This is a genomic window from Klebsiella sp. GW_Kp181, from assembly GCF_040062315.1.
Taxonomy (GTDB): Bacteria; Pseudomonadota; Gammaproteobacteria; order Enterobacterales; family Enterobacteriaceae; genus Klebsiella; species Klebsiella oxytoca.
On the sequence record NZ_JBEAFR010000002.1, the window covers coordinates 25,825 to 45,232 of the forward strand.

17 protein-coding genes are annotated in these 19,408 nt (G+C 52.5%); 9 read left to right on the forward strand and 8 right to left on the reverse strand.

The genetic code is table 11. From position 1 onward, the window contains the following. Positions 1-66: 66 nt before the first annotated feature. Positions 67-396: an NIPSNAP family protein gene (locus ABLV11_RS01750; RefSeq protein WP_064355667.1), complete on the reverse strand. Its 330-nt coding sequence runs from the start codon at positions 394-396 to the stop codon at positions 67-69. 289 nt (positions 397-685) lie between these two features. On the opposite strand from ABLV11_RS01750, the gene ABLV11_RS01755 reads away from it, so the two are divergent. The 4 genes from ABLV11_RS01755 to ABLV11_RS01770 all read left to right on the forward strand — a co-directional run bounded on the left by ABLV11_RS01755 (position 686) and on the right by ABLV11_RS01770 (position 4,429). Next, positions 686-1,495: an ABC transporter ATP-binding protein gene (locus tag ABLV11_RS01755; RefSeq protein WP_004102250.1), complete on the forward strand. Its 810-nt coding sequence runs from the start codon at positions 686-688 to the stop codon at positions 1,493-1,495. 22 nt (positions 1,496-1,517) lie between these two features. Beyond that, positions 1,518-2,474, forward strand: coding sequence for an ABC transporter substrate-binding protein (locus ABLV11_RS01760; RefSeq protein WP_348855132.1), 957 nt, complete (start codon positions 1,518-1,520; stop codon positions 2,472-2,474). After that, entirely contained in the window at positions 2,471-3,478 is a 1,008-nt protein-coding gene (locus tag ABLV11_RS01765; protein ID WP_348855133.1) for an iron ABC transporter permease, read from the forward strand. The genes ABLV11_RS01760 and ABLV11_RS01765 overlap by 4 nt, the downstream gene beginning before the upstream one ends. A gap of 444 nt (positions 3,479-3,922) precedes the next feature. Further along, positions 3,923-4,429: a hypothetical protein gene (locus ABLV11_RS01770; RefSeq protein WP_004102245.1), complete on the forward strand. Its 507-nt coding sequence runs from the start codon at positions 3,923-3,925 to the stop codon at positions 4,427-4,429. 140 nt (positions 4,430-4,569) lie between these two features. On the opposite strand, the gene ABLV11_RS01775 is transcribed toward ABLV11_RS01770, so the two are convergent. Then, positions 4,570-5,292, reverse strand: coding sequence for a methyltransferase domain-containing protein (locus ABLV11_RS01775; RefSeq protein WP_126489145.1), 723 nt, complete (start codon positions 5,290-5,292; stop codon positions 4,570-4,572). Positions 5,293-5,853: 561 nt separating this feature from the next. On the opposite strand from ABLV11_RS01775, the gene ompC reads away from it, so the two are divergent. After that, a complete protein-coding gene (ompC, locus tag ABLV11_RS01780; protein ID WP_017145831.1) occupies positions 5,854-6,939 on the forward strand; it encodes a porin OmpC in 1,086 nt (361 codons plus the stop codon). A gap of 129 nt (positions 6,940-7,068) precedes the next feature. Here the strand turns inward: ompC and ABLV11_RS01785 are convergent, their stop codons facing one another. The 6 genes from ABLV11_RS01785 to ABLV11_RS01810 all read right to left on the reverse strand — a co-directional run bounded on the left by ABLV11_RS01785 (position 7,069) and on the right by ABLV11_RS01810 (position 13,122). After that, positions 7,069-8,331, reverse strand: coding sequence for a PTS transporter subunit IIC (locus ABLV11_RS01785; protein WP_004113196.1), 1,263 nt, complete (start codon positions 8,329-8,331; stop codon positions 7,069-7,071). An 89-nt stretch (positions 8,332-8,420) separates the two neighbouring features. Beyond that, positions 8,421-9,416, reverse strand: a complete 996-nt coding sequence (locus ABLV11_RS01790; RefSeq protein WP_064344369.1) for a 2-hydroxyacid dehydrogenase — start codon at positions 9,414-9,416, stop codon at positions 8,421-8,423. Positions 9,417-9,432: 16 nt separating this feature from the next. After that, on the reverse strand, positions 9,433-10,194 hold the full coding sequence (locus ABLV11_RS01795) for an SDR family oxidoreductase (RefSeq protein ID WP_004102236.1): 762 nt from the start codon (positions 10,192-10,194) through the stop codon (positions 9,433-9,435). An 11-nt stretch (positions 10,195-10,205) separates the two neighbouring features. Beyond that, complete coding sequence (locus ABLV11_RS01800) at positions 10,206-11,744, reverse strand: FGGY-family carbohydrate kinase (RefSeq protein WP_049593101.1); 1,539 nt, start codon at positions 11,742-11,744, stop codon at positions 10,206-10,208. A gap of 20 nt (positions 11,745-11,764) precedes the next feature. Then, entirely contained in the window at positions 11,765-12,316 is a 552-nt protein-coding gene (locus tag ABLV11_RS01805; RefSeq protein WP_348855135.1) for a glycerol-3-phosphate responsive antiterminator, read from the reverse strand. A gap of 14 nt (positions 12,317-12,330) precedes the next feature. After that, the gene (locus tag ABLV11_RS01810; protein WP_004102230.1) at positions 12,331-13,122 is read right to left on the reverse strand and encodes a phospho-2-dehydro-3-deoxyheptonate aldolase; all 792 of its coding nucleotides are present in this window, start codon (positions 13,120-13,122) and stop codon (positions 12,331-12,333) included. A gap of 809 nt (positions 13,123-13,931) precedes the next feature. On the opposite strand from ABLV11_RS01810, the gene ABLV11_RS01815 reads away from it, so the two are divergent. The 4 genes from ABLV11_RS01815 to ABLV11_RS01830 are packed head-to-tail and all read left to right on the forward strand — an operon-like array spanning position 13,932 to position 19,403. Further along, positions 13,932-14,519 (forward strand): common pilus major fimbrillin subunit EcpA, encoded by a 588-nt coding sequence (locus ABLV11_RS01815; protein WP_004113189.1) that lies wholly within the window; start codon positions 13,932-13,934, stop codon positions 14,517-14,519. Positions 14,520-14,568: 49 nt separating this feature from the next. Then, entirely contained in the window at positions 14,569-15,246 is a 678-nt protein-coding gene (locus tag ABLV11_RS01820; RefSeq protein WP_004113188.1) for a hypothetical protein, read from the forward strand. 10 nt (positions 15,247-15,256) lie between these two features. After that, positions 15,257-17,803, forward strand: coding sequence for a TcfC E-set like domain-containing protein (locus tag ABLV11_RS01825; protein ID WP_142478482.1), 2,547 nt, complete (start codon positions 15,257-15,259; stop codon positions 17,801-17,803). A 1-nt stretch (position 17,804) separates the two neighbouring features. After that, entirely contained in the window at positions 17,805-19,403 is a 1,599-nt protein-coding gene (locus tag ABLV11_RS01830; RefSeq protein WP_348855167.1) for a fimbrial protein, read from the forward strand. The last annotated feature ends 5 nt before the right edge of the window (positions 19,404-19,408 follow it).

Sequence of the window (19,408 nt, forward strand, 5' to 3'; positions counted from 1 at the left end):
AACCGTCACCTTCTCCGACAGCAACAAAGCCCTTTACTTGTCGCCCCGCGTCAGTCCCTGTGCCGGTCAGCCGTTTCGCAGGCCATCAACCGCGCTGGCGCTTAGAACCATAACCGATTTTACGCTTACGGCAATCATGTCGATGATGGCCTGACGTGGGCCTTCGCGCCACGCGGAGCTACTGTAAAAGCGCTCCTGGGAAGCGTTTAAATGCGCCAGGTCGTCATAAGCCCGAATCAGGTAATAAGCGTCGTTGTCTTCCACCGAATTGCCAAAGGAGACGATATCCATCCCGGCGGCGCGATGGCGGGGGGCGCTTTGCTCCTGCATTATGCGGTGAAAATCATTCCCGGTACCGGGTTTAAGGGTATAAAGCAAAAACTCTACCGTTTTCATCCTGAAGTTTCCTTTCAAAACCGCCGAGTGGGCTGGCAATAGAACACAGTGTCGGCCTGAATACAACTCCGCCAGAACCTAACGCCTCTCCCGGGCAGTATTATCGATCGCGGGTTGCCAACGCCCGGCAATAATTGATATGTTATATTATAACAAATAAAGCATTATAAAATATGTGACTATTAACCTTTCTTTTTAAATGATAATGATTATCATCTATGCGGGTAAGAATAATTGATTGCGAGCGCATTTTGCCAGGCCGCTCGGCAGAGAGCAGGAGAAGAGGCTAATGGAGAGGCGTTTGACAAACGGGAGTAGGGCCAGTGAAGCGGTGCTTAGCGTCAATATTGCATCGCTACCGCGTCCTGGCGGCGGCGCGCTTCTTACGGATATTCATTTCCACGCCAGAAAAGGAGAGTGCCTGGCGGTGATTGGGCCTAACGGCAGCGGCAAAACCTCCTTATTACGGGCGATAGACCAGCAGCTGACGACGCGGGAGGGCGAAATTCGCTTGAATGGCCGCTCGGTTTCAGCGTTAACCCGCCAGCAGCGTGCCCGGCAGATCGCGGTCCTTGCGCAGAATGATGCCCCGGATATGCGGCTGGCGCTTGAGGATTATGTCGCCCTCGGGCGGATCCCCCACGCCAGGGAGATGTCGCGTCGTGACCATGACATCATCGTGACCCGGGCGATTAATGATACGGGACTACAGAGGCTGCGAACGCGCTCGCTATCGGCATTATCCGGCGGTGAGAGGCAGCGCGCCGCGCTGGCGCGGGTACTGGCCCAGTCGCCAGAACTGGTGTTGCTCGACGAGCCTACCAACCATCTCGATCCCCCGGGTCGGGTTGAGCTTCTTTCTTTAGTTAAAAACCAGGGGATCACGGTCGTCGCGGTATTGCACGACCTTTCGCTGGTGGAGTCCTTTGCCGACCGGGTTTTGCTTTTATCGCAGGGGCGCGCCGCAGCCTGGGATGTGCCCGAGCGCGTCCTTATTTCGGAACAGCTCTATCCCGTCTTCGGCTTAACCAGCTTTACCGTGCCGCATCCTGAGACCGGGAAGGCGCTGCGGATTTTTGAAGTTCCAGGCTATGCGTAATCAATTTTGAGGATGACGAAGAATGAATAAATGGCTTGCCGGCATGATGGCGGTTTTTTCTATTACAGCGGCGAACGCAGGAGATTTTCCTGTCACCATTGAGAGTTGCGGAACGCCCGTAACCTTTACCCAGGCGCCGAAAAGGGCGGTCATACACGATCTAAATATGTCTGAAATGGCTTTTGCTCTCGGTTTACAGGACCGTATCGTGGGTTTAACCGGGATTAGCGGATGGTACAAAATGACGCCGCAATTTAAACAGCAGATGGGGGCGATTCCTGAGCTGGCGCCGAAGTATCCCTCGCTGGAAACGCTGCTGGCGGCTAATCCGGACTTCTTTTTCGCGGGCTGGAATTACGGCATGAAAGTGGGCGGAGAAGTCACCCCTTCCGTGCTGGCTAAATACGGTATCAAGACCTTTGTTCTGAGTGAGAGCTGCGTGTTTACCGCTAAGGACAAACGAAAAGCCAGCATGGACCTGCTGTATAACGATGAGCTGACGCTGGGCAAAATTTTCGGCAAACAGCGGGAAGCGCAGGCGCTGGTCGACGGCTGGAAAAAAACGCTCAATGCGCTGCCCAGGCCGCCGCAGGGCGTGCTGCCGTTGAAGGTGTTTGTTTATGATTCCGGCGAAGACAAGCCCTTTACCAGCGGGCGCTATGCTATGCCGACCGCGATTATCGAAGCAGCCGGAGGTCAAAACGTCATGGATGGCCTCGAAATAAGCTGGGGCACCACCTCATGGGAAAGCGTCGCGACGGCGGAACCCGACTTTATTATTCTTCTCGACTATCAGACCGGCAGCGGCGCCGACGCGCTGCGCCGCTTCCTCGAAAATCATCCGTTAATGAAGCAGACCCCGGCGGTGAAACATCAGCGTTATCTGAAGCTGCAGTATGCTGAACTGACGCCCGGTCCGGCGAATATTAAAGCGGCCGAAAAGCTGGCCCATGCGATGTATCCAGCGGCTAACCAATGAGTTCAACGCCATATCGTTACTACTGGGCCGCGTGGGGCGCGCTACCGGTGTTAGCCGGGTTGATGCTACTCAGCGTGGCGAAAGGCAGCGTACCGCTATCGCTGACGCAGGTTCTGGGGGCTTTACGGCTGCTTGATGTGCCAGTTTCGGACATGATGGCCCGTATCGTCATTGATTTGCGCGTGCCGCGAACGCTGCTGTCGGTGCTGACCGGGGCGGTGCTGGCGATGGTAGGCGGCCTTTTACAGACCACCACGCGCAACGATCTGGCCGATCCTTTCCTGTTCGGGCTCTCCTCCGGGGCATCAGCGGGGGCGGTGCTGGTGATTACCCGGTTCGGCGAGCGGCTAGGGGCGCTGACGCTGCCGGTGTCGGCATTCGTCGGCGGGATCTGCTCTGCGGTGGCGGTGATGCTGCTGTTTCATTTTAAAAAGCAGCGCGGCGCCGAGCATTTAGTCATTTGCGGGCTGGCTATCTCCTTTTTATTCGGCGCGCTGACCAGCTATCTGATTTTCTCCGGCGACCAGCGGGCCGCCAGTTCAGTGCTGTTCTGGTCGCTGGGCGGCCTCGGCCTGGCGCGGTGGGATAATTTACCTTATGCCGTATTCAGTCTGCTATTTCTCTGCGCTTTTATCCTGTTACGCTGGCGATCGCTGGATGGCCTGTTGGCCGGAGAACAGACCGCGCAGTCGCTGGGCATCAACGTCAGCCGCCTGCGGATGGAGGTGTTTTTCTGCTGCGCGCTGGCGACATCGCTGCTGGTGGCCTTAACCGGAGTGATCGGCTTTATCGGGCTGATGGTGCCGCATATGTGCCGCTACTTTTCCGGGGTTAAGCATCTGCGGTTGCTGCCTTTATGCGGCGTGTGGGGAGCTGTACTGCTGTGCGGCGGCGATATTGTCAGCAGGACGCTGCTGGCCCCGCAGGAGCTGCCTATTGGGGTCATTACGGCCGGCATCGGCGGACTGTTTATTATTATTCTGCTGGCCCGGAGCCGGGCATAATCTTTATCAGCGCCGGGCCGCAAGCCCGGCATTTTCATCTGCTGCCACCTAAACGAATGGCAAACAAACCCTCAGAAGTTCGATCTCGCCGTCACGTCGCGGTACGTGCAACACCTTGATAACCGAATTTATCTGTTTATAAAGCGTTTTCTCCAATGTAATTGGTTGAATATATACTGCATGGCAGAATGTTGTCCTGTTCATTTCTTTGCAACTGACGTTTAATGAGAAAAATCCTAAAGAAAAGGGAGGTATGGTTGCCGTCGTCGGGGGCGAGAAATGTCAACAGGGTAAATTTTACGGGGATTTATCTGAAATTTGCTCGTCTGGACAATAAATATTAATCAAACCTATAATTCACCCGCTTCACTCATGGGTATATTCCCATGGCGCGTATTATACGCATTTCTATAAAGGATGATTGCACTTTCGTGAGGGAACGGAATGTTAACTATTTTCAGCCATAATCATTTTTTTAAAAAAGCCATGCGTCTGAAAATAAATGATATAAAAGCGGTCAGAAAGGCGAATCTCGTCGATCTGTGCTTAACCAGATACTCATCCAGCAGCCATGCGCAGTTTCATTTTTTGATAAACAGCTTTGAAATGAAAAAGAATTTTGTGTGTTTCAAGGTGGAAGGCAATATCATTTGCTTGATCAACAAAAGGCGCACCGCGCACATAGCCAGTATTATCGCCAGAGTCACTGACGGTATCCCTGTCGGTGAGGACATCACCCTAACGGAAAGAGAATTCCAGTATATTTTTATTATGAAATTTAACGTGCTGGCAAAAGACTATCCGGAACTGCTCGGCATCTCACCTAAAGCCTACAGCAACTATAAAAGAAGATTAATTGATAAATTCGGTTTTAACTCATTTCATGCGCTGTTGGCGCTGTCTAATTATTTACACGCTTTTTCGCTGATTGATAAATTCACCCCAGACTAATTGCCCGCGATGATACTGCGCGCAGGCTAATCCTGTTAATTACCGTCAACCTCCTGGTTTCAGTGCGCCGTTCTATCACCGTGCCATCGCTTCCGGCGCCCACTCTCCGGCTGGGCGAGCGTCGATGCCAGGCTACAGGTTTATTTGTTTACCCGGCCAATGATTTGCATAAAGCGCAGCTGCTGACCCAGCTCATCACTTCTCATGGCGGCATCGGTAGCGGCAAAATCATTATCGCACTTTTGCCACTCTAGCCACGCCTGACGGCCGGATGCCATATGACGGCAGTGATTGACCGCAAGATGCTGGCTCCCGGACCAGATTGCGCGCCAGCGGTCGGTGGTAAAAAGGGCGATGCCGCTAGCAATGAGCGCATGGATTTCAGGTCGCGTTTCAGCGTCGCTGCTGCGCAGACCCGGGATGACAATAGCCACCGTTCCGCCGCCTTTGACATAAGGCGCAATGCGCTGGTCAAAGAACAGGGCATCGCTTGCAAAATAGTGCCAGGCATTGATACTGACCACGGCATCAAAGGCGTCGCGGGCAAAAATACCCAGTCCCGGCAGGGTGCTGATATCAAGATTGATCGGGGTGATTTTATTGTCCATGCCCGCTGCCGCAAAACGCCGGGCGTTATCGTCGGCGCGAACCCACAGATCCGCCGCGACCACCTCCACGCCGAATTCCGTCGCCAGATACATCGAAGATAACCCTGTCCCACAGCCCAGATCGAGAATACGCATTCCAGGCCACAGTTCCAGGGAGCGGCTAAGCTCTTCAACCAGCCTTAATACATTTGGCCCCATCATATTTTGATTGACATACGTCTGCGGGCAATTCGCCGGACTAAATTTATTCATCATCACCTTCATCCCTTGAAAATAGAGTCGTCGCTATCCGTTTCACACAATTTCTAAACAAATCTTAAACCGCCGGGCTATAATGAATGTGGATTTTGTAAAGAACTTTCAATAACGCCAGGGCTTATCTTGATACTGGAATTAATTCTGAATGCGAAAATCAGAATATACCTTTGAAAACACGATCTGGCGAATCAGGATGTTTATGATTAAGGATTTTCTGAAGAAATAATTATTCATAACATTATGATTTATATGGTTTTTAACAAATTGAAATCTTTAATTATTCTTATCATTAGAATTTCCCTATGAGAAATTATTTATTTTGGTTAAATCTGCTGATTCCAGGGGTTGTACAAGGTGTGATTTAGAATAATTGCGGGCTCAGAACGGGGTTAATTGATGTGTGTCAATTAACAACCACCGTTTTCGTCACAGTTATTGTATTTGGTATAAAAATTCGGAACTTTTAATTTCAAGTCTCTTTGCGAATTATCGCATAATGGTCTCGCTCAGAAGGTATCTGAGATTTGATATTCTATTAATAGTTAGGGACGAAATAATATGAAATTAAAATTACTAACAGTGGCCGTCTCTACACTTCTTGCTGCAGGAACCGTGCAGGCAGCTGAGGTGTATAACAAGGACGGAAACAAACTCGACCTCTATGGGAAAGTGACCGGCCTGCATTATTTCTCCAGCGATAAGTCAGAAGATGGCGATCAGACCTATGCCCGTCTGGGCTTCAAAGGTGAAACGCAGATCAACGACCAGCTGATCGGCTACGGCCAGTGGGAATATAACTTCAGCGCCAATAACGTTGAAGGCGACAACTCCGGCGACAAAACGCGCCTTGCGTTTGCTGGCCTGAAGTTTGGCGAATTTGGTTCTCTGGACTACGGTCGTAACTACGGCGTTGCCTATGATATCGGCGCCTGGACCGATATGCTGCCGGAGTTCGGCGGTGATACCTGGACCCAGACCGATGTCTTCGCCACCGCGCGTACCACCGGCGTTGCCACTTACCGTAACAACGGTTTCTTCGGTCTGGTTGACGGTCTGAATATCGCCGTACAGTACCAGGGTAAAGAAGAGGGCAACGACCGCGATCTGGCGAAACAGCATGGCGACGGCTGGGGTATGGCCTCGACCTATGAGTACGAAGGATTTAGCGCAGGTGCGGCCTACGCGGCATCCGATCGTACCGATGCGCAGGTCAGGGAAGGTCGCGTCAATCCAGACTTCTACGCCCGTGGCGAAAAAGCGGAAGTGTGGGCGGCCGGTCTGAAGTACGATGCCAATAACATCTACCTGGCGACCACCTATGCGGAAACCCGCAACATGACTAAGTTCGGTAAAGGCTATATCGCCAACACCGCGCAGAACTTTGAAGTGGTTGCTCAGTATCAGTTTGATTTCGGCCTGCGTCCGTCCATCGCCTACCTGAAATCAAAAGGCAAAGATCTGGGCCGCTATGGCGACCAGGATCTGGTTGAATACGTTGATGTAGGCGCGACTTACTACTTCAACAAGAACATGTCTACCTACGTGGACTATAAAATCAACCTGCTGGATGACACCAGGTTCACTAAAGATGCCAGCATCAGCACCGATAACATCGTTGCCGTGGGCATAACTTACCAGTTCTAAAATTCAGCCTTTTATCAGCCATGCCTGCCAGCTTACCCTCCTGGCAGGCATTTTTTATGGTGGCGAGCGGGCGATAATAAAAAGCCCGGCGCCGTTTCCCGCGCCGGGCAGAGTGAGAAGAGAGGGAATTTACGGCGCGGTAGTGAAAAACTCGCCGAATTTCACCGCCAGCCAGCCCACCGGCGTGGTGGCTCCGCCAACGATATTGGTAATTTCCGCCATCCCCTCCGGCACAGGAATATTAGAGTTGACCGCCGCCTGGGTGTATTCCCGCGAAATATCCGTTCCGACGTACAAAATGCAGGTGACTACCAGCGTGCCGGTGATAAACATGCGGAACATATTACGTTTGCAAAACGGCGTTACCATCGCCAGCAGGAACATCAGGGAGGCCAGATCGACAAACGGCAGCACGCGGTTGCCTGGCAGAATAATCGCCAGCACCACCGCCATAGGGATCAGCAGCAGGCCGGTTGCCAGCACCGAAGGTTCGCCAATAAGCAGTGCGGTATCCATGCCGATATAGAAGTCGCGGTTGGGGAATTTCGCCTTCAGCTTCGCTTCCGCGGCATCGCGCACGATCAGCAGGCCCTGCACTAAAATTTCGATCATTTTCGGTAGCAACAGCATGGCGGCGGAAACTTTAATCGCCAGCGATACCGCCGCCGAGACATCGTACCCGGCCAGGAAGGCCAGCAGCAGCCCCAGCACGAAGCCCAGAGTGAGTGGCTCCCCGAAGACGCCGAATTTTTTATTAATGCTTTCCGGGTCGAAATTAATTTTATTGATCAGCGGGATCTTATCAATAATATAGTTACAGGCAATACCAAACGGCACATAGGTTATACAGGTAAGATGGGGAAATGATATCCCTTGCAGATTATAGTTTTTTTGCAGATAGGGTGCGGTTAAATCCGCTGCCAGTAGCGTTAAGATAAATATGCCGAAAGTAATGCCGACGGAGAGCCAGTAGTTACCGGTACCGGCATAGACGACTGAACCCATAATCAGGAAAATCCAGTAGTTGAATATATCGATATTTACCGTTTTGGTTAATTTCAGCAGCAGCATGGCAATATTGATAACGATAAATCCCACCACTACCGGCAGCATCAGCGGCGAGCCCCAGCCGATAGTCGAGGCGGTCGGCCAGCCGGTATCGACCACCGTCAGGTGCAGGCCGATACGCTCTACCATGGCCTGCGATGCCGGCCCGAGGTTGGTTAATAGCAGGCCGATCACCAGTCCCACCCCTTCAAAGCCGATGCCTACCAGCATCCCGGCTTTAAATGCGGTGCCGATTTTAACCCCAAAGCACAGTGCGATAATAAAGAATATTACTGGCATCATCACTGATGCCCCCAGGCTAATAATGCTGTTGATAATATCCATAATATTTCCTTAAAAGGCGGCCGAATTGGGCGCGAGCGAACCCGTGCCCAATGGGCCGTAGCAAAAACCTTAAGCGGCTCTTTTAATATTTAACCGAGTTGCTTCAGCAATATTTCTGAAAAAATCTTCGGCGAATTGCTGAAGGCATCAATGGTACTGCCGGCAATATGCGGCGTTATCGTGACGTTATTCAGCGAATAAAACGCGCTATCGTCCGGCAGCGGCTCGTCATCAAAAGTGTCGAGGGCAGCGCCCATGATTTTACCCGCCCGAAGCGCGGCGATCAGATCGCCTTCATTAATTAATCCGGAGCGCGCCGTGTTGACGATGATGGCGCTCTCCTTCATTAATTCAAAATGATGGGCGTTGATCAGGTTTTCCGTTTCCGGGGTCATACGGGCATGCAGCGAAATCACATCCGCACGGCGCACCAGTTCGTCGAGAGTATCCACCTTTTCATAACTTTCATGGCCGGGGACGTACTTATCGTAAAAGATAATCTCGCTGCCGAAACCGCGCAGGAAGCCAGCCACCAGCTGCGCGATATGCCCCAGCCCGACCAGACCTACCACTTTGCCGCCCAGTTCAGGAATGGCCCGGTGGTTAGGACTCTCTTTGCGCCAGAACTTATCGCGCAGCGCATCGTGTGAGCGGGCGATATTGCGCATTTCCGCCAGAATCATCCCGACGGTAAATTCCGCCACGCTGCGGGCGTTACGCCCCGGCGTGTTCATCACCTCAATTCCGCGCGCTTTTGCCTCCGCCTGATTAACGTTTTCAATGCCGCCGCGCAGCACCCCGACGTATTTAAGCTTTGGCAGCTTGTCGAATACCGCCGCGTTAACCGGGGCGAACTGGACTATCAGGATCTCCGTCTCCTCAGCACCCTGAAGCAGAGCGGCAGGCAGCGCCAGCGCCTCAGAACCTTGCTGTTCAACCAGTAAATTATCCTCCTGCAGTTTTTCAATTGACTCGTGCGACCATTCGCGTACTTCCACTGCAATACCTTTATCTTTGAGCGCTTTCAGACCCGCGTCCATCATCGCTGCATTGATAAACAGATCGGCAATTGCCAGACATTTCATAATCATTCTCCATAAATTAACGCATCAACATACCGCCGGTGACATCCAGAGTCGCTCCCGTCATATAGCGGGTTTTCGGGGAGACCATGAAGACGCCGATGTCGGCAATTTCGTGCGGTTGGGCCACCCGGCCTACCGGTATACGGCTGACGTAATAGTCAGGATTCTGTTCAATGTTTTTACGGATCATCGCGGTATCCATGATGCCGACGGCGATGTTGTTGACATTGATTTTCTGCTTCGCCACCTCGCGCGCCAGCGAGATTGAGAAGGCCACCAGACCCGCCTTACTGGCCGCGTAATGAGCATGACCGGTGGTTGAACCGTGGAAGGCCGCCTGAGACGTGATATTCAGAATACTGCCGGCCTGATCTTTCGCCAGGCAGTGGTTGACAAACAGCTGGCTCAGGTGGAACACCGCCTTCAGGTTGACGTTCATCACGCTATCCCACTCCTGCTGGGTGATTTCAGTGACGTAACCGCTCAGCCAGATCCCGGCGTTATTGACCAGAATATCGGCGTTCCCCAGGCGTTCGAGGCAGGTCGCGAACAGATTCTCCCGGCTATGCTCGTCGGAAAGATCGGTTTTCACCGCAATAATTTCGACGCTGGCGCTACTTTTTACCGTAGCGATCAGCTGTTCCGGGCGCTCCTCATCACGCATATAGGTGAAGCAGATGTTGACCCCTTCTCGGGCGAGTGAAAGGACAAACTCTTTGCCGAGGCCCGTAGCGCCTCCGGTAACGATAGCCGTGCGGTGGTGTAAATTCAGATCCATACTTTCCTCACTTAATGCGTGATGTAGTTACTGCAGCTTTTCCACGGAGACTGCATTTCCGATAGCAGGTTTTTGTAAAGCTGATACTTATCCTGATAGACCTTGTTGCTGTCCGGGTCCGGCGTAACCGTTCGCGAAACGTGAACCATCTCATTTGAGGCGGCAAAGACGTCATCAAACCAGCCAACCATCACCGCGGCGGTCATCGCGGTGCCCAGCGTGCCGTGCTCTTTCACGTCGACAATCTCCAGGGTGGACTGGAAAATGTCGGCGAATATCTGCAGCCAGACCGCTGAGTTAGTCACGCCGCCCGCAATCCGAATGGTGCGGCTGAGCTGCGGGTTAATATTGCGTAACCGTTCGGTGTGATACAGGTGGCTGAAAGCAACCCCTTCATATATCGCGCGTAAAAAATGCGCTTTTTTGTGGAAACTATTCAGGCCGATAAACCCCGCAGAGGCGTCCGGGATGGTGTTGGAACCGAAGACAAACGGGAAGAACAGCAGGTGGCTCTCCGCGGGCGTGGTTGTGGAGACCAGCTCATTGCACAGATCGTAGACTGACGATCCCTGCGCAGCGGCGGCGGTGCGATCGCTCTCCATAAAGTTATTGATAAACCACTCCAAATTACTGGCGGAGGTGGGGCTTGCCTCGGTAATCAACCATTTGCCCTCAATCGGATAAATCGAGGTCATAAAGAGATCCTGGTCAATAACCGGATGGTCGGTCACGTATTCGTTAATGCTCCATGTTCCGGTAATAATTGCCAGCTTATCCAGGGTATTGATACCGGATGCGACAGATGACGCCGAGATATCAAACACCCCGCCCGAGACCGGCGTTCCGGCACACAATCCGGTGAGCTGCGCGACGTCTTCGGTAATGTAGCCGCAGCAATCGGTGGAGAGTTTGATGGGCGGAAGCTTATCGCGCAGATCGCCGAGTCCCCACCAGGCCAGCAGCGAGGCGTCATAGTCGCGGTCGCGAACGTTGATCAGGTTGGTTCCTGAGATATCGGTAAGTTCGAGAAAAGCTTCGCCGGTCAGATAAAAACGAATCAGATCTTTGACCATGAAAATGTAGCGCGCTTTACACAGCGTTTCAGGCTCGTTCTCTTTCAGCCAGGCGAGGAGGGCGACGGGCTGCCCGGCCCAGATAGACTGCATAGTTTTGGGCAAAATATCGCTAACAAACGTCGGGTCGCGGTACCACTTTTCTACCCAGGCCTTAGCCCGGCTATCGGTGGAGATAATTCCGTTGCGCACCGGGGCACCGGTTTCATCCACCATATAAAGCCCGTTGCCGTGACCGGTTACCGCCACGCCTTTGATTTGGCTGGCGTCGATACCCGACTGCGCGATGGCTTTTTTAATGACTTCGACGTTAGCCGCCCAGAGTTCGTTGATATCCCGCTCGGTATGAAATTCCTTCGGGGTCAGCATTTGCGTTGATTTCGACGCGCTGGCCACCACGTTGCCGGCGCGATCGTAAATCGCCGCTTTTGTAACGGTGCCGCCGTTATCAATGCCCATGACATAGTGTTGTTTCATTCGCGTGGACTCCTTATGAGTTACCATAAACCGGGTTCGCTGGTGGTAATGCCTTTAAATCCGGCATGGAAAATTTTATCTACAAGGTATTTCCGCTTAACAAAGCCTCCGGCGATGAATATCACATCAAAGCCTTTTAAATTCCGGCTAATCAATTCCAGACACTGGCAGGCATATTCAGCAGGTAAGATTTCAATAGCATCTGGCGGGTTATGCTTAACAATATCGATGGAGTGATCCAGCGAGCGCGAGTCGATGAGCAGTACCCGAAAGATAGTTAACAATCCCTCTTTTTTGGCATAGCGTAGGGCCGAGAGATTGGACGAAATAACACCATCAACCTTGTAGTAATTTTTGAGCAAACTAATACCCGCCTGGTCAGGTTTAAAACCACCCAGTAGCTCGAGGTGAATAAGCACTTTCTTGCCACTCTGATGACATTTACCGATCAACGATTGCAGATTGCCAATATTCGCTTCGGATAACAGTACGTATTCTGATGCGCAGGCCAGCGCCTGTTCAAAATGTTTATATTTTCTGATTGAAGGAATGATGGTGTTATTTAAGAACATATTAATATCCGATGTTATTTAGCCATATAGAGGCTGTAGGCATCTTCCGCTGTCGCATTTTCATGGATGATGGCATTCAGACCTGCTACTACTTTTGCCGGCTGTGGGTCCTGAGTGATATTGCGACCCACCGCCACGCCTTTTGCACCAACCTGCATGCAGTGATGAACAAATTTAAAATAACCGTCAATCCCGGTTTTCGGCCCGCCCAGCGCCAGCACCGGCACGCCGGCCGCTTCGACGATAAGCCGGTCGTCCTCGGTGCCGGTGAAGCGGGTTTTGATCACGTCAGCCCCCAGTTCAACGGCAATGCGGGCAGAGGCGGCGATAACGGCCGGATTGTTGGAGTCGTCGCTAGTGACGGGATAGCCGTACGGCAGGGATTCCACGATCAGCGGTACGTTCCAGCGGTCGGCGGCCTGCGCCAGCTGCATCGCCATGATATGCGTTTTCTCCTCATTGAACGCGCCGGGAAAAGTCATGCACACCACGCCTTCCGCCGCCACTTTCAGCGCGTCCTCAATGGAAAATACGGGGGTGGTATCGGGAACGGTATTGTCAAAAATACTCACTGTGCTATCGACGCGTAATACAACGGGGACGCAATTGAAAACTTCACGGAAATTTTTCAACATGCCCCAGGTCACCAGCGCGCAGTCCAGACCGCTGTCGACGAGGGCCGGGAGCTGGTTTATCGTATTATCAATACCATTAGTTTTGGTCGAAAAATAGTAGCCATCCAGCGCCAGAGTGACTGATTTACCATCTTTTGCGAAAATGCGAGAGAGACGACGTTCTTTAGACATTTTTGACTCCTGAGATAGAAAAAAAACAAAAAGGCCCTCAGAGACTTTCGTCTCTGAGGGCCTTCGATTCACTTACCCTTTTGATAATCGTTCAGCTACCCAAACCATTATCAATTAATTTTTTCAGCCTTATGGGTGGGGTTTAAATGGTGTTTAATTTAAATCCGTTCCCTTGCTTGAATTAATTACTAGCATGTCTGAGTTCTTTCTGTCTAGCCATTGTTGATAAACTGAGATGCCTGTCACAAATCCGGGTTGAGTTTAAACTTATCGGTACTGGCGAATGGGTTGTTGTACTGTTCTTAACCAGCGATATTTATGATGAGAACCTGCTGGAGGAAACTTTCAGGGGATATATTTACACCGGGAAATGTTTACCTGATTCATCATTCGGCTATTCCTTCATTTTTTTCTACTGAACTCAGATTAAAAACGATCCCTGTGCGCTGTTTCTGTTGGTCGACGCCGTGTTTTATCCTGGGGTCTGCGATGATTCGCCAATGGTCAGGAGAAAAGTCTTAAAGAGATTATTTTAAAACCACGACAGATCATCCTCTCAGTTTCCTTTTACTGAATGTAATGACGATTATTCTTATTTTTGACAGCAATAGACAGCTGCCTGTCGGGAATTTATACTTCGCCGCATTGAAATTTCAATATACATTTAGCTCGGCGTTTGTCGAATGTCTTCAGCGCTGCAGCGTCGTTTTAATAGCCCGTAATTAATCTTATTTTGCTCTCGGGGCAAAATATCTCTGTGGCGGCAACGCCAAAGCACTACATCTGGAAATGTTTATTAAGGATATATAATGAAAAAGTCTCTTCTGGCAGCATGCGCGACGTCCATTCTTTTTTGCTCCGGCGCCATGGCTGCGGACGTAACGGCTTCCGCAACGGCAAGCTGGGATGCTTCTGCAACAAAAGATACCACCAGCCTGTTGGTCGTTACGCCGCTGCGTTCCGTCTCTTTTGAATATGCCGAAGGTCTGAAAGCGTTTAATTCACAGGATGGGGCGTTTGATATTACCATTCAGGGGCAGGAGAACGCGTCCGATTTCGTTTTAACCTCTCAACTGGTGACCAACACGCTGACCCGCGCTACGGATAACTCAACGCTGGAAATTGGCGTGGCATGGAACGGTGAGAAGCTGTCCAAATCCACGCCGGTGAAAATGATGGATATTAACAATAATATTACCGCAGGCCTGGAAGCGCTGATCGCGGGATATGCTGATAAAGATAACCGCACCAGCACGCAGAGCGCCTTCCTGTTTACCGTCGATTCCGCTACCTCAAATGGTACCACCGCGACGCCTTTCGCTTCCCTTGCCGACGGCTACTGGAGCGGCGATGTGAAGGTGCAGTTTACCGCCGAGTGGACGCTGTCTCAGAGCTAATATCGCCTTTAAATTTGCCAATAAGGAGGGGTGGCCCTCCTTTATTTTAATGATGAAAAAATTATACCCATTTTTATTTCTGCCGCTGTTAATCAGCGCTAGCGCGGCAGCGATTGGCGTTGGGGAAGTGACTTCCATTATGTTCGCCAATGACCAGATGCTGGCGAAAGAGATCGATAACGCCAGCGACTCGGCGCGATTTGTTAGCGTCAGCGCCCACCGCCTCTCTACGCCGATGGCAGGGGGCAAAATTATTCCGATGGAACAGCCCGGCGAGTTGCTTTCTACCCCGGCAAACGTGATTCTTCCCGCCGGCGCCAGAGAACATTTCCGCTTTATTTATCATGGTCCTGAAGATGATAAAGAGCGCTATTACCGGCTATCGTGGCTGGATGAACCGGTGAGCGATCATCAGGCCAGCAGTAATTCACGTCACGGTATGGCGACAACCTCAGCGCAAATTAACACCATTCTGGTGGTGGCGCCGCGCAAGGCGGAATTTAACTATCAGCATCGCGGCGATACGGTGACGAATACCGGCAATGTGACCTTCCGGGTTATTTCCTATGGGCCCTGTAAAGATCCTGAAAAAAACAAAGGTGAGGGCTGCCGTGAACGTTATTACGTCATGCCCGGACTTAGCGCAAAAATAACGCATACGCAGGTCGCGAATAAACAGACGCGAATCGGTATCTGGCACGAAGGTAAATATATTCACGTCAAATAGAGAATTACAGATGTCAGGATGGTTATTCAGAAAAGGAATGCTGCTGCCGGGAATATGTCTCGTCTGTACCGTCGATGCTTCAGCCAACGAAAGCGCGGGCAGAGCGACGCTGCTGCGGGTGGGGGATTATGTTATTCCGCCCGTTTTTGCTGATGCGCTTAAGCAGGGGATGCGGGTACCGGTTTTTATCCGCTACAAAGAGGCGGAGCTGCCGTCGCGCAGTCGGCAAAAAATCGCCGATGCGCTGATTGCGACCAAGGACGGGGCGCTGACGATCCGCGAACTGACGCTGCTCTCCACGCCGGATAACCTGTCGCTATCTGCGCCGGTAGAGGAGATTGTCAATGGTCTGCAGGACCAACAATTTTCTGCGGATATGACGCTGCGTCTCTCCGGCGCGGCGCAGATCACTTTCGACGTCCGGGCATTTTACCTTGAAATGACCGTCGATCGCAGCGCGCTGGCGGCGACGACGCTTGCCAGGCACAGCGTTTTGGGCGACTCAACCGCCGGTGCGCCGTCGAACGTGCTCAATTATACCTTTGGTACTTATCATCACCGTTATAACGGCTACGACGGCACCAGCAGCTACCTGACGCTGGATAACACCGCGGCATTTCGCGAGCACCACGTGAATATCAACGGCTCTATCTACGGTATCGGCTCTGGCGACAGCAGCGGTAACCTCTACCGGGCGATGTATGAGCGCGATATGGCAGGCCAACGCCTGGCGTTGGGAATGGTCGATACCTGGAATCTACAATCCATCGCCAGCATGAGCGCGCTGAATTCCAGCCGCATCTACGGCGTGAGCTATGGCAATAAAAGCAACTCGCGCCTTGAAGATACCGCCCTGTCCCTGACGCCGATTACCGTCTTTTTACCGGCGGCGGGCGAAGTGCATATTCTGCGCGATGGCAAATTACTGAGCATTCAGAACTTTGCGATGGGCAGCTACGAAGTCAATACCGCAACGCTGCCGTTCGGCATATATCAGGTTGAGGTGCAGGTTGTGATCAACGGCAAAGTGGCCAGCAGCCGCACGGAACAGATTAACAAAACCTACGCCCGTCGCTCGAGCGTCACCGAGCGCTGGTCGTGGCAAGTATTCGGCGGAATGCTCGAATACCATAAAACCGACTATCGACCACAACATGCCCGGCGCGAGGGGAAGCAGGAAACCTGGCTTAGCGGCGGCGCGGCGGCGGTCACGCTGCCCTGGCTCGCCGGGACTGGGTTTAAAACCACGCTATACGGTTTCGACAGTAACGCCGTAAACGAAAGCGAAGTGGATGTGTTGTTCAACGAACGTCTGCGGGTTAATCAACAGGTTTTGCTGGCCAACGACGGCAGCAGGAAAAGCATCACCACCCTCAATCTGAGTCTGCCTGCGGGCTATGGTTCACTTTGGGGTTCGCGAGAATTTACGCATATTGGCAATCACTTACCGCTGCGCAAAGGGGATTACTTTACCTGGGGGACAACGCTGCCGCTGCAATCGCTGACGCCCTACCTCGGCACATTGACCTTCAGCCGTACGGAAAACTACAGTAACAAAACGCGTTATAACAACCTTGATTACTCGCAGACGCTGGCGTCGGGGCGCTACGGTACCGTTACTCTGAGAACCGGGGTGCAGAATTACCACTATCAGCGCAACCAGGACACTACGCGGGATAAATACATTAACCTCGATTTTTCGTTGCCGCTGGCGGCGTGGTTCAGCGCCGGGGTTTCCAGCGAAAACGGCAATATGCTGGCGAATATGGCGCTCAGAAAACGCTTCGCCGATAGCGCCATCACTCAGGCGGGCATCTCAGCTTCCCGGCGGTTAAAAAGCAAAGAGAGCGAGAGCTACCGCAGCGATAAACGGGCGATCAATGGTTTTGCCAGCTACGACACTAAATACAGCAGCGGCACGCTATCCGCCACCCATGCTTCGGATAACAGTACCAACCTCAATTTCAGTACCCTGGGCAGCGTCGCCTGGACCGGAAAAGATGTTGTTCCGGCCAAAGGAAGCCATACATCGGGGGTGCTGATCCATACCGATTTCCGCGACAACGCCACTATGACTGCCAAAATTAACGGCCAGCATTACCCGCTCAGCGGCCAGAAAAACTTTATTCCGCTGCCCGCCTATGGGCGCTACAGCGTGGAGCTGATGAATGACAAACGCAGCGCCGATAGCGTGGATATCGTCAGCGGCAGAAGCCATCAGGCGGTGCTGTATCCCGGTAATGTGGACGTTATTCGTCCGGAGATAAAACAGCTGGTTACGGTGTTTGGCCGCATTCGGCGCGATAACGGCACCGTCGCCGCCCACCTCGATATTCATAATCACATCGGCAAAGGGCGCACCGATGGACAGGGAGAATTCGCCATGGATGTTGATAAACGCTATCCGACCATCACTCTGGTCGAAAAAAACGGACAGCGCTGCGAGCTGGAGCTGAATCTGCAGGAAGCGCGCGGCGCGGTGTGGATGGGGGACCTGCAGTGCGAGGCGCAGATGCGTATGGCGGTACAGGGGGAGGGGCAGCGTGACACCTGGTAAACTGATTTGCGGCCTGGCGCTGGGCGCTTGCCTGGCGACCACGTCATTCCAGAGCCTGGCGGTGAAAGCCAGCAGCAGCGGCTCGGGGAAAAATGACTATATGTTTATTGAAAACCATGTCGATAACGAATATTTCGTTACCCCCGGCAGCCTGGACCCGCGCTTTTCCGGCGCAAACGTCTGGACCCGCTACTCGACGAAGCAGCGCAGTCTGGGCTATATGGGCTACGTCAGCTGGAGCTATCGATCCTACTACTACGATATGTGGTTGTCGGACTCGCCGGTGAATTCGCCGTTTATCGGCATTCGCTGTATGACCACCGGCGCCGACTGCCCGTCGCAGGGCTATATTTCCGGCGAGGTTATTGATAGTGAAGGTTTTTATCATACGATGTCCGGAAGCTCTTTGAACAATGGCGGCACCGGCTACGCCACGTTCTCTCCGGCAATGTATGAATATCTGCGCAACCGTCAGCCTGGCGAGAGCGATGCTTTTGTGCTCAATCTTTGTTACACCAAAACTAATTACGATGCGGCATCCGGCCAGCGCTGTCGGGATCTCGCTTCGGGCGCGACATGGCGTTATTACACCATCAATGCCACTAAAGTCGGGCATTTAACGCTGAACAGCACCGGCGCGCTGGCGGAAATCTGGATTGCCAGCGACGGCACGCCCAGCGTCAATATCGGTAGCGAGCACTGCGAGGTCAGTATCGTCGGCGGCGAAAGCGGAATGACCTGTAAAATGGTGTCGTATCGCTATCGTCAAACCAAGCGGGTGACCTCTTCTCTGTCATTTGAAATGTTGGTCGATACCGCCAGGCTGGGCTTTAGTCCGGCGTCTAAAACCATCAAATATAGCGGCAATGGATCCACCTGGTATAACTGGAGCGCTTCCACTACCTATAGCAACGTCTTTACCCCCGAAGGCCAGTACGTTTATGTGTTCCTCTCGAAAACCTTTTTCCAGAACTTGATCCAGCGCGGAATTAGCATTACCAATAACGACGATTTGTTTACCTTCTTCTTTGATAACAGTAACACCGCGCAGTCCGGGTTCTATCAGTTTACGGCGTCGAGTATGATCAATATTCTGCCGAAAGAGTATGGGATCAGTATTGTGTCCACGGACGGCAATGCTGCGCCGAAAGAGTCGGGCAATATCGGCGACCCGACGCCGATCGGCTTTGAATATCAGGTAACCGTCTCCTCCGAGCGTATGGCGGACGCGGTGACGGCTCAGGTGATCGGCGAAGGCACCTCTATTGATGGTGTCTCATACTGCCTGTTTACGTCGCAAGAGGGCGGCTGGCAGGTGCCGATCCCGGCCTTTCTCTCCTGGACGGCATCCACCGGAGAAACCCGCACCAGCCGCAATAGCTGCATCGATGCGGAGATCGATATGACCGCTGCGCGCTGGACGCAAACGCCGTGGAATGCGGCAATTGATGACGGCTACTATTTCACCACCCGCCTGCAGTTGCTGTTTCCGATGGACGATCCGCGCTCCAGACGCACTCTCGACGGCAGCGACTGGATGGGAACGGTGAACGCCAGCGGCGAGGTCAGAGTGACTGCCAAATGGCTGGGCGTCGAGTGAGAGGC

Bases quoted from the DNA above. Each gene is read 5' to 3' on its own strand.
- ABLV11_RS01750 (WP_064355667.1), bottom strand. From the start codon at position 396: ATGAAAACGGTAGAGTTTTTGCTTTATACCCTTAAACCCGGTACCGGG.
- ABLV11_RS01755 (WP_004102250.1), top strand. From the start codon at position 686: ATGGAGAGGCGTTTGACAAACGGGAGTAGGGCCAGTGAAGCGGTGCTT.
- ABLV11_RS01760 (WP_348855132.1), top strand. From the start codon at position 1,518: ATGAATAAATGGCTTGCCGGCATGATGGCGGTTTTTTCTATTACAGCG.
- ABLV11_RS01765 (WP_348855133.1), top strand. From the start codon at position 2,471: ATGAGTTCAACGCCATATCGTTACTACTGGGCCGCGTGGGGCGCGCTA.
- ABLV11_RS01770 (WP_004102245.1), top strand. From the start codon at position 3,923: ATGTTAACTATTTTCAGCCATAATCATTTTTTTAAAAAAGCCATGCGT.
- ABLV11_RS01775 (WP_126489145.1), bottom strand. From the start codon at position 5,292: ATGATGAATAAATTTAGTCCGGCGAATTGCCCGCAGACGTATGTCAAT.
- ompC (WP_017145831.1), top strand. From the start codon at position 5,854: ATGAAATTAAAATTACTAACAGTGGCCGTCTCTACACTTCTTGCTGCA.
- ABLV11_RS01785 (WP_004113196.1), bottom strand. From the start codon at position 8,331: ATGGATATTATCAACAGCATTATTAGCCTGGGGGCATCAGTGATGATG.
- ABLV11_RS01790 (WP_064344369.1), bottom strand. From the start codon at position 9,416: ATGAAATGTCTGGCAATTGCCGATCTGTTTATCAATGCAGCGATGATG.
- ABLV11_RS01795 (WP_004102236.1), bottom strand. From the start codon at position 10,194: ATGGATCTGAATTTACACCACCGCACGGCTATCGTTACCGGAGGCGCT.
- ABLV11_RS01800 (WP_049593101.1), bottom strand. From the start codon at position 11,744: ATGAAACAACACTATGTCATGGGCATTGATAACGGCGGCACCGTTACA.
- ABLV11_RS01805 (WP_348855135.1), bottom strand. From the start codon at position 12,316: ATGTTCTTAAATAACACCATCATTCCTTCAATCAGAAAATATAAACAT.
- ABLV11_RS01810 (WP_004102230.1), bottom strand. From the start codon at position 13,122: ATGTCTAAAGAACGTCGTCTCTCTCGCATTTTCGCAAAAGATGGTAAA.
- ABLV11_RS01815 (WP_004113189.1), top strand. From the start codon at position 13,932: ATGAAAAAGTCTCTTCTGGCAGCATGCGCGACGTCCATTCTTTTTTGC.
- ABLV11_RS01820 (WP_004113188.1), top strand. From the start codon at position 14,569: ATGATGAAAAAATTATACCCATTTTTATTTCTGCCGCTGTTAATCAGC.
- ABLV11_RS01825 (WP_142478482.1), top strand. From the start codon at position 15,257: ATGTCAGGATGGTTATTCAGAAAAGGAATGCTGCTGCCGGGAATATGT.